Raw genomic sequence first — 12501 nt, 5'->3', positions numbered from 1 at the left:
AGGAAAATAAGATGACAAAACCCCTAGAAGTTACAGAAAAAGATTTTGACCAGCAAGTATTAAAATCTGAACTCCCGGTGTTGGTAGATTTTTGGGCACCCTGGTGCGGACCTTGCCGCCAGATGGGTCCGATAGTAGATGAGGTGGCCGCCGAGGTTGCGGGGAAAGCTAAAGTCGTCAAAGTAAATATCGACGAGAACCCCCAGCTGGCAGCCAAATATGGCATTAACTCTATCCCCATGTTCATGGTGTTCAACCAGGGGGAGATTGTTCGCGGCATTCTGGGAGCTAACCCCAAACGGGAACTCCTGGGTCCACTACAGGCAGAAATCGATAAATAATTTTTCCTTCACCAAAGTGCAGGCAAGACTGCCTGGCAGATACGGTCTCAATTCTTTTACCCAGAAATAATCGCTAGCGCTTTATACTGAACAGGTGCGATTTCTAAAGCGATTTGTAATAGTGCTAGCAGTGCTCGCCCTGCTATTGGGGGTCTTAGACCGGGTTACTTGCTGGTGGACGGAAAGCGAAGCCACTCAAGCGTTAGAGAGGCGTGGCGCAGAAAATGCCACGGTCAAGGTGAATGATTTACCTTTCTTAACCTCACTAATCAGCGGGGATATTAATCAGGTGGCGGTAACCATTCCCCGTTTCGATATTGCGTCCGAGGGCGGGGCAGTGCCGGTAACTAATGTGACCGCTCAGCTTCAGGGGTTGCAGCTTAGTCCTACTCGTCTTGATATCGATAAGATTGGGCAGTTAAAAATACAGGCAGATTTAGGTGGGGAAGCGCTATCTGCTCTAGTGGCACAAAAGGCTCCTGAGGTGAAAGTACGTTTGAGCCAGGGGAAACTCACTTTTTCCACTACCAAGTGGGGGCAAGAGATTCTCGCTGACGGGCAAATCGAACTAAACGGCGGCCCGGATGGAGTTTCCCCTACTTTAGTGGTTAAACCGACCGTACTGAAAACCCAGTTGCCATCGCTAATAGCCACCCGGATTCAACTTCCGGATTTCTTGCCGACATTAAATATCCCGATTAGTGGTGTTCCCGCCAGTTTGCAGCTAAAAAGTGCCCAGGTTAAAGCTGATCACCTGGTCTTAAAACTTGAGGGTAAAAATATCTTGATGCCTAAAGATTCTAATTCTTAAAGCCGCGAAGTTATGGGGGGTGCTGCCCGACTGGGCAGCACCCCCCATCCGCAGCTTAAAAACGAGGTCGGGGTCGAAATAGGAGAAAGCTATTTCGACCCCGCCCCTTGCTTTCAGGTATTAAACCCCGTTTTTGGGAATCGGCTTACAGGTTACGCACGATTTCTTCTACCGAGGCTTTCGCGTCACCGAAGAGCATATCGGTGTTTTCGTTAAAGAACAGCGGATTTTGCACCCCGGCATAACCGGGATTCATCGACCGTTTAAACACCACTACTTGGCGTGCCTTCCACACTTCCAGCACCGGCATTCCCGCAATCGGGCTGCCCGGTTTAGTGGCATCGGGATTAACAGTATCGTTCGCCCCAATCACCAACACCACGTCAGTATCGGGGAAGTCGTCGTTAATCTCATCCATCTCTAGCACCACATCGTAGGGAACTTTGGCCTCTGCCAGCAGTACATTCATGTGTCCGGGCATCCGTCCGGCTACCGGGTGGATTCCGAACCGCACGTTTACTCCTGCCTCGCGCAGCTTGGCAGTTAAATCCGCTACCGGGAACTGGGCTTGTGCCTGCGCCATCCCGTAACCGGGGGTAATAATCACGCTGGAGGCATCCTTTAACGCTTGGGCGACCTCGGCCGCACTGGTTTCGGTGTAGTCACCGTAATCGGTGTCTGCCCCCTTCGCCGGTCCCCCGTCAGAGCCGAAGCCTCCCAAAATCACGGAGACGAACGAACGGTTCATGGCTTTGCACATGATGTAGGACAGGTAGGCACCAGAAGAGCCCACCAGGGCACCCGCGATGATCAGCATATTGTTACCCAACATGAAGCCCGCGGCAGCCGCTGCCCAACCGGAGTAAGAGTTAAGCATGGAAACTACTACCGGCATATCGCCGCCACCAATCGCTGCCACCAGGTGTAGCCCCAACACTAGGGCGATAATAGTCATCACGATAATGGCTATCCACTGCATCCAAGTCAAGGTCATGGCGGTAGCGCTCAGGTGCGGGCCGCGCACCATCACTCCGATGAGCACGATGGATACGATAATGGCGATAGCGTTCAGCCAGTTTCGTCCCGGCAGCGTCAGGGGCGCGCCCTTAATCTTTCCCGATAGTTTCAGGTAGGCGACGATAGAACCGGTGAGGGTAACCGCGCCGATAAAAATCCCTACTCCTACTTCACCGAGGTGGAACCCTACCGTGGCGGGGTTAATCGCGGTAGCTGCATCTACGCCCGCTTTCTTGAACTCTCCGGGCATGTGAATGAAAGTGTTATAGCCCACCAGCACCGCCGCTAAACCTACGAAGGAGTGCAGCATTGCTACCAGTTCCGGCATACCGGTCATGGGAATAGTTTTGGCTCGCCACAGTCCGATAATTGCACCTGCAATCATGGCTACGGCGATCAAAAGCGCGGTAACCAGGGTGGATTGATATCCAGGTCCGCCCGCGTTATGAAACGCCACCGCGATAGTAGCGACCACTGCCACCAACATTCCGATTGCCCCAAAACGGTTACCGCGCAGGGCGGTCTCATTTTTTGACAGACCCGCGAGCGCCAAAATGAACAGCAGCGCCGCAATCAGGTAAGCAATGTTTTGCCCCCTGCTAATCCAAAATTCGCCCTTAGAAGCATTGGCAACCAGGGTGGGAGTTACCGCAAATAGCACATTACTCATTTCTTATTTCTCCTCCCCCCGGAACATGGCCAGCATTCGGTGGGTCACCGAGAAACCGCCGAAGATGTTAATCGATGCCACCAAGATTGCTAGGAAGCTAAGTGCGGACACCAGCGGATTAGCGCTGCCTACCTGCAAAATCGCTCCTACCAGAATAATTCCTGAGATGGCGTTGGTTTCACTCATTAGCGGGGTGTGTAACGAGTGAGTAACGGAGGTAATCACATAGAAGCCCACCACAATCGCCAACATCAATATGAAGTAATAGGGAATCAGCGGCTTGGGGGTGGCGGCAATCAGTGCCAGTCCCAAAACAATCCCTACAGCTGCCCACAGCAGACGTTTACGCTTCTTCGAGGCTGCCGCTTCAGCTTTCTTGCGAGCCATCTCGGCTGCGTCAGCGACCGACTCGGTTTTCTCTGGGGCGGGAGCGGCGTGCACCTTGATTGGAGGCGGGGGAAACATATTTTCCCCGCCCTTGGATACCGTAATCCCCCGTACTACTTCGTCCTCCATATCGAGGACGTAGTTACCGTCTTTTTCGGGAGTGATCAGCTTAAACAGGTTAACAATATTTTGTCCGTACAGCTGGGATGACTGCCCAGGTAGGCGTCCGGCCAAATCGGTGTAACCAATAATGGTCACCCCATTTTCGGTGACTACTTTTTCGCCCGGTCTGGTCAGCTCACAGTTACCGCCGCCAGCTGCCGCCATATCCACGATTACCGAACCGGGAGCCATGGCCGCTACTGCCTCTTTAGTGATTAGCAGCGGCGAGCGGCGACCGGGGATATTCGCGGTGGTAATTACAATGTCATTCGCGGCTGCCTGCTCGGTGTAGAGCTTGGTGGCAGCATCTGCTTGATCGGCGCTCATTTCTTTGGCGTAGCCGTCATCCGATTTTTCCTGCGCGATGGGGATAGGAACGAAGGTGGCTCCCAGCGATTCGGCTTGCTCCGCGGTTTCACTGCGCACGTCAGTGGCGCTCACCTGGGCGCCCATAGAGTTGGCGGTGCCAATAGCAGCGAGGCCGGCCACCCCCACTCCAATCACATAGACCTTGGCGGGCGGGATTTTCCCGGCGGCAGTTACCTGACCGGTAAAGAGGCGCCCGAAACTTTCTGCCGCCTCGATAACCGCACGATATCCGGACACATTCGACATCGAGGAGAGCACATCCATGGATTGCGCCCGAGAGATACGCGGAACCGTGTCCATCGCAAACCCGGTAATCCCCCTTTCTACCAGCGCATCTACGGTTTCGGGGTGTCGAGCAGGTGCCATCCTGGCGATTAGCAGCGCCCCGGGCCTAATCAGATCCAGGTAGTTCGCAGGGGGGGTATCTAGAACAGTTACAATATCGGCCTGCCAGGCCGCCTGAGTGTCCACGATTTGCGCTCCGGCGGCCAAATACTGCTCATCTAGGTAGGCGGCTTTTTCGCCTGCCCCCTGCTCAACCAGGACTTCATATCCCAGTTTGCTGAGTTTCTTTACCGTATCCGGAGTGGCAGCGACCAAAGTTTGGTCTGGCGTGGGCTCTTTAGGAACTCCAATTCGCACAGTTACTCCTTACTGTTTGGCTTTTCAAATGCCAATACATTTTTATCCGCGTTTTAACAGTGGATAACTTATTTTTTAGCGTACTCGGTGCCCTATGGGGGCGCACTCTAAGTCCAGCTAATAGGATGTTATCCCGGTGTAGGTAAAGATAGAAAACTTATTGTTTAGGAGTTTCCGTTTTATTGACCGGTCCGGGCCCTTGTAAACCTAAACGCTCCCGGGCTGGTTCATCCAGAAGCTCGCCCCGCCGAATAGTGAGCTCGCGCGGAGCGCTAATCCCGATACGGACATTATCTTTATGAGATTCCACTACCGTAATCACCACTTGGTCGCCGATTACAATCTCTTCGCCACGTCGGCGGGTCAGTACTAGCATCCTTGCTTTCCTCCGTTGTTAAACATATTTTTCTAAATCGAGCTTATCCATCGCTTAGCCGGAAAACTTCTATTCTCCACCACCTGTAGCTTCGTTTTCCTCTGCAGATAGGGATAGCCCCTCACTGATTTCAGCTTCCGTCCGCGCCAGCTGTTCGGCTAGTTGGTCGGGAGCGGCGTCCTCGTCTACGAAATTATCTGGTAGCTCACCGGGGGTGGGTAGACCTGAGGAATATGCCCCGTTCCTGACGTTGTTTCGAAAGTGCTCCTGCCAGCTTTGGGTACGACTGCGTAACGCCTGGGCATACGAGCCTCGTTTAACTCCCCGTACCCTATGTAGTAACACATCTAAATCCCGATTTATTTGATCATCTTCCCAGCGAGCTTTTTCCGCTAGGAGCGCGCGCGTATCGGCTAAAAGAGCTTCCAGCTCATGGTCACTGGGTACCGGCCGAGCCGCCTGCGTCATAGTGATACCTCCCGGTATTTTTTTCTGTTTACAATTGTAGATTATGCCTGTTGCCTGGGGAGGGACTTGCAGAATTATTGCTTGGATTCAACGCTAACCCTAAACTTGGTAGCAGTGATTCTATACCTATAAAGCTAACTGAACTGTTTACTCAATTCGCCGGGAGAAGAAATGCCGTTCCCTGATAATTCCTGTCAACCTGGAAATCCGCCTTCGGGATATCCGCCCTATTCTTTCCTCGGACAATCTGGTAACGGATTCGATAATCAATCCCCCCATTCCCCGGCAGGCTGCCCTGCTGGCTCACAGTATCCCGCGGAATCGGGCTATCCCAGTGGTTTGCGGAAAAATCCGCGTTCACCACTAAGCAACTAAGGTATTGGATGGGGCTTATGCACCCAAACTCAGCAGTTAACTTACCTGTCCAACCCCTGATGGAGCATTCCTATATGGCGCTGGCGGGTTCTGCCGCGATGATAATAGTTGCGGTGCTGCTAGTTGTCTGGACACTGGTTTTTTACCAAAGCGCCGCTCGCTCCCCCATCCTCACTTTTAGTGCCCGCCGTCAAGAAAATCTCTGCCAGCTATTAAAGGCATATCGTCAGCGTCTACTTTCTCTAGAAGCTGATCGGCGTTACCACAGTTTAGACCCCTACACTCGGCAAATTGTTCTAGGAAAAATCCTAGTTAACCTGGCTAGACAGTATTACCGCACTGCCGGTTGGGCTAACTATCGCCCCCAGCAACTACTGGCGACAGACTGGCCGCAAATGGCTTCCTTGATTTCCCAGCTGCTACATCCGGGGACAACTGCCACCAGCTATCCTCTAAGTGAGGTGCCTTCCTTTCACGATACGCTTTACCAGATTGACATGCGCCTATCTGCGCACCAGCAGTCGCTAACTACCCGACAAGACCTGGTAATAAAGCCCCCCAAACGCTCCCGCTTCTGGATTATTCCCGTCACTTTAGTGGTGGTCTCCCTATTAGCCGCTTCCGGGCTGCAAACTCGTAACTGGTTTTTAGAGCAACAGGCAGTGCGCGCTGACCGGGCCGGAAATATCGCCCAGGCACAAACTTTACGGATGCACCAAACCGGTTCCCAGCTAGTTGCTGATCGTTGGTTGGTCAACTATAACTTAGGTACCAGTTACCTAAAGACCGGTAACCTGGTGGAAGCCAATACCTATCTTTTTCGCTCCTCCGGGCATCTTCCGTTCCTGCTGGACGCGAAAATGACGGAGCCCCAGGCGGCGCTGGCGGGCTGCCAGGTTAACTACAACTTAGCTTTAGCAATGATTAAAGCCAACCAGGAAAAAGAAGAAAATTATTCTTTAGATGAGGCGGCAAAACTGCTGGTTTACTGCAACGAAGAAGCCTTAAAAGCCCGGCAATCTTCTTGGAAGGCTACCCAAAGAGGTTCCGATAACCGTAAAGTTGCTGACCGCTTAAAGAGATTATCTAAAGATGCTGACCTATTAATCGCGCAGATAAAGAAACAGGCAGGAGGAGATTGGGTAATGCCCTCTCCCGAGTGGCTGGAAGATTTTGGTCTCTAGCACAAGTGCTGAGCAGATGTTTTTATTCCCTAACCATTTGCGGAAAGCTAACTGCTACTTGCCAAGCAGCTATTAAAACTGTAATAAACCTTGGCATTTAGATTGGTTACTTCTCGAATTGTTTCGGAACTGCTTTTATTCCAAATCCCTATCCGATTTCGCTGCATAAGCGCCCTAAAACCAGCACAATTGAAATTATGAATCGGATGAAGCGCTTTTGGTGGGGTAAACACCCCGGCTTCACCGTAACTATCTGGTTAGTAGCTGTCTGCATTTCAATGGTGGCAGTATTTTCGGGGTTCGGGGGGAAACCCTTATTCGAACGTTTAATCACCCCTCAACCTGCCAGTCCCTCCTCGCCTTCAGCAATCGGGAAAGATCTTTACGAGCGTGCCCACGGCGATACTTATCCGGTTACTGCCGTAGTAGAGGTCAACAATCTTGAAAAAAATGCCGAGCAAATTGCTAAAATGCTGCGCCCTTTACATACCGACCTGTTAAAGGTAAAGAAAGTGAAGGGGATTGCCGACCCTTTTATCGCTTTTGATCCGCAACTTCCAGCCGGGAAAAAGGCACAAGCAGCTACCGATGAAGCCCTAGCGCAGGCGCTGGAGCGAGGCAGAGCGCAAGCCGAGCAAATTGCCAAAGCTAAAGGCGCTAGTTACAGCCAGGTGGAGAAGGCACGCCAGCGCGCTGAGAGAGAAGTGAAAAAAGAATTTGCATCTCACCTCCCCCCAGTGTGGGACACTATCCAGACCAGCCAGCTAAAACAGATGATCGCTAAGGACAATAAAACTTTCCTTATCAATGTGCAGTTAGCGGCTGACGGATATGACCAGGTAGATCCCGATGCACGTGATCAGGTAGCTGCAGTTCTAAGTGAGCTACCCGATTATTTCGCCGGGTCCGCTATCCGCGCCACAGTTAATGTGGTAGACAATACCGGGCTCCAAGACGCCGCTAATGGGCAGGTAAAAGCAGATATGTTGCGCGGGGAGGGAATTTCAATCCCGATTTCCCTGTTAATTATGGCGATAGTTTTCGGAGGAATGTTAGCCGCCCTCATGCCTCTGATTGGGGCCGGGGCAGCTATCGGAATCACCCTGCTATTGATTTTATTGCTGACCTACCTGATCACCGTGGAGTCTTTCGTAGTTAATATTGTGTCTTTCCTGGGACTAGGATTATCGATTGACTACGGACTACTAATCGTTTCCCGTTATCGAACTGAACTACATAAACGGGGAATCCATGGCGAGGAAGATACCTTCATTTTTTATCCTCGTTTCATCCAAATCTTGGTGGGATCCCGCCGCGAAGATGCTTCGGGAATGCGGATTCTCTCTCGCAAAGAGTACCGCGCTCAGCTACTTGCCACCCGTAAGCCCTATATGCAGGCTTTAGATAAAACCATGGACACTGCGGGAGCTACCGTATTTTTTTCCGCGCTAATCGTGTCAATGGCGATTTTAGGGCTGTGTATTTTCCCGCTACCTTTACTGCGTCTTATGGGAATCGGGGGAGTAGCGGTAACTATTTTGGCGATGCTCTCCAATATGACCCTACTACCTGCATTAATGATGCTTTTTGGACCGAGCCTGGCTGCACCTTCCTCCGTTGCTACCTGGGTAAACTGGGTGCGTCGCCATATCTTGCGCAAACCTAATACCCGCTCCGAGGACGACCCCTCCCCGATTTTCCGTAAAGTGTCCACTTTTGTAACCCGCCGTCCATGGCCGGTGCTAGTAGTAGTGACCCTGATTCTAGTGGTGATGTCGATTCCCTTGTACCACATGGAAATGCGTTCTTCCGCAGTGGAATCTATGCCGCGCTCAATCCCCGAGATTGGGGCACTATGGGATATGTGGGAACGTTTCCCCGACTCGGCTAACCCCCAGATTCGGGTGGTCGCTAAAACTACTCCTCAGCAGCTAGAACATTGGGCGGAGGAGAAGGTAAAACCACTTTCTCACGTAAAGAGGATTAACCCCGCCGAAGACCTGAAAATCGATGGCAAACAATACGCTGCTATCGATGTTTATACACAGGAAAAAGATGCCTTCGCTGCGCAAGTGAAACAGGAAATGCAGCAGGTACGCGATTTACCGGCCCCCTTTAAAACTTGGGTTACCGGTCAGGCGGCGTTGCAAACAGATTTTCAAGACACCTTGGCTCAGTACGCGCCCTACGTATTTATCGCCGTTGCTCTCACCACCTATTTGATGCTGTTTCTAATGACCGGAGCATTGTTGCTTCCCCTGCAAGCCCTGGTGTTAAACATGGTTTCTTTAATGTCATCTCTGGGGATTGCGGTTTGGGTATTCCAATATGGTCACGGGGAAAAACTTCTGGGGTTCACTTCCCTCGGGGCGGTGGAATCTTACGTAGTGGCAATCGTATTTTGTTTTGGTTTTGGCTTATCAATGGACTACGAAATGTTCTTGGTTTCGCGGGTTAAGGAAATCTGGGACGAAACCGCAGATAATAAACGAGCGGTTCGTGAGGGGCTCACCCATTCGGCCTCTACTATTACCTCGGCAGCTCTAATCTTGCTAGTAGTATTCTTAGGTTTCACCACCGGAGGTATCCAGGCAATTAAACAAATCGGGTTCACCCTGGCAGTAGCGGTCGCTCTTGACGCTACTTTAGTACGTATGGGGCTAGTACCTGCGATTATGGCTATCTGTGGGCGCGCTAACTGGTGGGCTCCCAAATGGTTGAGTTCCTTCCATTCGCGCCTGCCCCTTCCGGGACGCTAAAGGAGGACGCGGGTTCAGCTGCACGGCGATTTGCCTACCCTATTCGCGAGCCGGATTTCCGAACTTAGACAGACGCCCCAGGAAGGTCAGCGGGATAGTTGCGGTCGGCCCGTTACGATGCTTAGCTACGATAATATCGGCCTCTCCTGGACGGTCATCCTGGTTATAGGCTTCGGGACGATGCAGCAGCATCACCACATCCGCATCCTGCTCTAAAGATCCAGATTCACGCAGGTCGGCAAGCATTGGTTTTCGGTCGGTGCGCTGTTCAGGACCGCGGTTCAGCTGGGCAACTGCCACTACCGGAATATCTAGTTCTTTCGCCAAGAGTTTTAGCGAACGCGAAAACTCGGCCACTTCCTGTTGGCGGGATTCTACTCGTTTACCGGAACTCATCAGTTGCAGGTAATCCACGACCACCAGTTTTAAATCATTTTGTTGCTTTAGCCGCCGGCACTTAGAGCGGATTTCCGGCAGGGTGAGATTGGGGGAATCATCAATATAGAGGGGAGCCTGCGCACACCGCGAAAGTACCTGCGCAATCTTGGTCCAATCCGCATCTTCTAAATCCCCAGAGCTCATCCGGGACATGGAAACTCCGGATTCTGCGGAAATCATACGGCGAGAAATCTCGGTACCATCCATTTCTAGGCTGAAAATTACCGAGGTCATATTGTTATGGATGGCGGCGTTGCGGCAAAAATCGAGCGCCAAAGTCGATTTACCCATGGCGGGACGGGCAGCAACAATTATTAGCTGACCGGGATGCAACCCATGAGCGAGGTTATCTAACTGATAAAAACCGGTGGGTACCCCAGAAGCAAAACCCCCATTTTTTTCCAATTCTTGCAGTTGTTGCACAGTTTCATCTAGAAATTCGGTAATTGGGCGATAATCCTCGGAATTGCCACGTTCACTGACCGCATAGATTTCGCTTTGTGCCTGGTTAATTAGTTCATCAACGTCCCCGCCATCGGCAGCATAGCCCAGCTGCACCACCCGAGTACCCGCCTGAACCAGGGATCGTAACTGTGCCCGCTCGCGCACAATCCGGGCATAGTATCCCGCGTTCGCGGCGGTAGGCACCCCGGAAATTAATTCATGCAGATAGGGGGCGCCCCCGATTCGCTCTAAATCACCGTTACGTTTTAGCTGACCTGCGACAGTGACAGCATCTACTGGCTCGCCGCGCCCAAACAAATCCAGGATAACTTCGTGGATGGTTTGATGCACCGGGCGGTAGTAGTCCTCGCCGGTGATAGTCATAGTCACATCGGCGATTGCATCTTTAGAGAGCATCATCGCTCCCAAAACTGCTTGTTCAGCAGCGATATCTTGGGGAGGAGTGCGATCAAAATCTGCCATCTTAGCCTCCTAACCGTGATTATTAGCTGATTAATTCTGTCATAAACCGGGAGTGAAAACCCAAATGCTTTGTTGAAAACCCAGCACAACTGGTGTAAATGCTGTTGATAACCTGTGGAAATTTTCCAGATAGCTGTGGGTAATAAATAAACGCGAGTTTATAAACAGGTAACAAACTGGGAAACTATTAACAGAGTTTTTCTTTGGTTGTGTATAACAAATGGGGGGAGGATTCGTGGATAAAGCGCCAAAACAGAGCCTTAATCGGCAGATTATATCTTTAGCCCTGCCTGCTTTGGGCTCCCTCATCGCCGAACCTCTGCTAACCATGGCAGACTCTATCTTGGTTGGTCATCTGGGAACTTTAGAATTGGCGGGTCTAGCTATCGGATCCACAGTCCTAACCTTAATTGTGGGCATTTGCGTATTCTTGGCCTATACCACCACTGCCGTCACTGGGAGAGCAGTCGGAGCTGGCAATCGGGGTGAGGGATTGCGCCTAGGAATTCAAGGCATGTGGCTAGGCGGAGCCCTAGGGACAGTACTAGCAGTAATCCTAATAATGTTTGCTCCCCAAATTGTGGGGATTTTTAATCCGCAACCAGCGGTTGGAGCGTTTGCCAGCCACTACTTAATAGCTTCCGCTCCAGGACTTATAGCGATGCTTTCAATGTTAGCTGCTACCGGAGTTTTACGCGCACTCTTGGATACCCGCACTCCCCTGCTAGTTACCACCGTTGGGGCAATCCTTAATGTGCCGCTATCTGCATTCTTGATTTTCGGCTGCTCGCTGGGGGTCGCCGGGGCGGGGGCAGGCACCGCGATTAGCCAGTTTTTCATGGCCACCTGGATGTGGATAGTAATAATAAAGAAATTGCGTTTGGAGGGAGTGTCCGCGCGTCCTCACCCGCAGCTAGTTTTACGCTCGGGCCTGCACGGAATTCCCCTGGTTTGTCGCTCCTTGTTCCTACAAGCCTCGATTGTGGTCACTACTTGGCAGGCTGCTAGTTTCGGGGCGAACACTTTGGCGGGCTATCAGATTCTAAAAACCTTGTGGGTACTGGGAGCTTTCGGTTTGGATGCCTTAGCAATCTCTGCCCAAGCACTGCTAGCGCAAGCTCTCGGACAGGGCAACAAACAACAAATTCGCGTCCTCATAAGACGCTTAAACCGTTGGGCACTAGGATGTGGAAGCTTGATTGGACTCTTACTTGCAGCGGCCTCTCCGCTTTTACCACAGCTATTTACCACCGATCCTCAGGTTCTCTCGGTTACCACTGTCGGCTTAATAGTGGTGGGTCTAGTGCAACCTTTAGCTGCACTCACCTACATTTATGATGGTTACCTGATTGGTGCTGATGACAGTAAATACTTGGCCGCAACGATGGCGATAGTTTTTCTTATCTATCTACCAGCGATTTTATTGGTACGTCTTTTACCTGCCGGCTCCCTTGCTTTAGCTGGAATCTGGGCAGCCTACGGAATCGTTTTTATGGGCGGGAGGGCGTTCTCTCTATGGCTACGCATCCGCAGCGATGCTTGGCTCTAAATGTTCTGAGCTTTTCCTCTTAACTA

At 51.6% G+C, this 12501-nt stretch carries 10 protein-coding genes; 5 read left to right on the top strand and 5 right to left on the bottom strand.

What is annotated here, in order from left to right:
• Window positions 1-11: 11 nt before the first annotated feature.
• Both trxA and BQ5456_RS05690 read left to right on the top strand, forming a co-directional pair.
• Window positions 12-341, top strand: coding sequence for a thioredoxin (gene trxA / locus BQ5456_RS05695; RefSeq protein WP_071129144.1), 330 nt, complete (start codon window positions 12-14; stop codon window positions 339-341).
• A gap of 94 nt (window positions 342-435) precedes the next feature.
• Window positions 436-1152 (top strand): LmeA family phospholipid-binding protein, encoded by a 717-nt coding sequence (locus tag BQ5456_RS05690; RefSeq protein WP_083378390.1) that lies wholly within the window; start codon window positions 436-438, stop codon window positions 1150-1152.
• 145 nt (window positions 1153-1297) lie between these two features.
• Here the strand turns inward: BQ5456_RS05690 and pntB are convergent, their stop codons facing one another.
• From pntB to BQ5456_RS05670, 4 genes are all read right to left on the bottom strand, one after another.
• Window positions 1298-2839, bottom strand: coding sequence for a Re/Si-specific NAD(P)(+) transhydrogenase subunit beta (pntB, locus tag BQ5456_RS05685; RefSeq protein WP_083378389.1), 1542 nt, complete (start codon window positions 2837-2839; stop codon window positions 1298-1300).
• Window positions 2840-2842: 3 nt separating this feature from the next.
• Complete coding sequence (locus BQ5456_RS05680) at window positions 2843-4399, bottom strand: Re/Si-specific NAD(P)(+) transhydrogenase subunit alpha (RefSeq protein ID WP_071129142.1); 1557 nt, start codon at window positions 4397-4399, stop codon at window positions 2843-2845.
• Between the two features lie 157 nt (window positions 4400-4556).
• Window positions 4557-4775 (bottom strand): carbon storage regulator, encoded by a 219-nt coding sequence (locus BQ5456_RS05675; protein WP_071129141.1) that lies wholly within the window; start codon window positions 4773-4775, stop codon window positions 4557-4559.
• 69 nt (window positions 4776-4844) lie between these two features.
• Window positions 4845-5243 (bottom strand): hypothetical protein, encoded by a 399-nt coding sequence (locus BQ5456_RS05670; protein WP_071129140.1) that lies wholly within the window; start codon window positions 5241-5243, stop codon window positions 4845-4847.
• 392 nt (window positions 5244-5635) lie between these two features.
• Here BQ5456_RS05670 and BQ5456_RS05665 point away from each other — a divergent pair, with 392 nt between their 5' ends.
• Both BQ5456_RS05665 and BQ5456_RS05660 read left to right on the top strand, forming a co-directional pair.
• Window positions 5636-6802: a hypothetical protein gene (locus tag BQ5456_RS05665; RefSeq protein WP_143037041.1), complete on the top strand. Its 1167-nt coding sequence runs from the start codon at window positions 5636-5638 to the stop codon at window positions 6800-6802.
• A 206-nt stretch (window positions 6803-7008) separates the two neighbouring features.
• A complete protein-coding gene (locus BQ5456_RS05660; protein WP_071129138.1) occupies window positions 7009-9561 on the top strand; it encodes an MMPL family transporter in 2553 nt (850 codons plus the stop codon).
• A gap of 39 nt (window positions 9562-9600) precedes the next feature.
• Here the strand turns inward: BQ5456_RS05660 and dnaB are convergent, their stop codons facing one another.
• Complete coding sequence (gene dnaB / locus BQ5456_RS05655; RefSeq protein WP_071129137.1) at window positions 9601-10926, bottom strand: replicative DNA helicase; 1326 nt, start codon at window positions 10924-10926, stop codon at window positions 9601-9603.
• 235 nt (window positions 10927-11161) lie between these two features.
• On the opposite strand from dnaB, the gene BQ5456_RS05650 reads away from it, so the two are divergent.
• Window positions 11162-12475, top strand: coding sequence for an MATE family efflux transporter (locus BQ5456_RS05650; RefSeq protein WP_159428770.1), 1314 nt, complete (start codon window positions 11162-11164; stop codon window positions 12473-12475).
• Window positions 12476-12501: the final 26 nt, after the last annotated feature.

It is taken from the genome of Varibaculum massiliense (genome assembly GCF_900106855.1).
Classification (GTDB): Bacteria; Actinomycetota; Actinomycetes; order Actinomycetales; family Actinomycetaceae; genus Varibaculum; species Varibaculum massiliense.
This window is presented reverse-complemented; position numbering and strand designations above follow the sequence as displayed.

Bases quoted from the DNA above. Each gene is read 5' to 3' on its own strand.
- trxA (WP_071129144.1), top strand. From the start codon at position 12: ATGACAAAACCCCTAGAAGTTACAGAAAAAGATTTTGACCAGCAAGTA.
- pntB (WP_083378389.1), bottom strand. From the start codon at position 2,839: ATGAGTAATGTGCTATTTGCGGTAACTCCCACCCTGGTTGCCAATGCT.
- BQ5456_RS05675 (WP_071129141.1), bottom strand. From the start codon at position 4,775: ATGCTAGTACTGACCCGCCGACGTGGCGAAGAGATTGTAATCGGCGAC.
- BQ5456_RS05670 (WP_071129140.1), bottom strand. From the start codon at position 5,243: ATGACGCAGGCGGCTCGGCCGGTACCCAGTGACCATGAGCTGGAAGCT.
- BQ5456_RS05665 (WP_143037041.1), top strand. From the start codon at position 5,636: ATGCACCCAAACTCAGCAGTTAACTTACCTGTCCAACCCCTGATGGAG.
- BQ5456_RS05660 (WP_071129138.1), top strand. From the start codon at position 7,009: ATGAAGCGCTTTTGGTGGGGTAAACACCCCGGCTTCACCGTAACTATC.
- dnaB (WP_071129137.1), bottom strand. From the start codon at position 10,926: ATGGCAGATTTTGATCGCACTCCTCCCCAAGATATCGCTGCTGAACAA.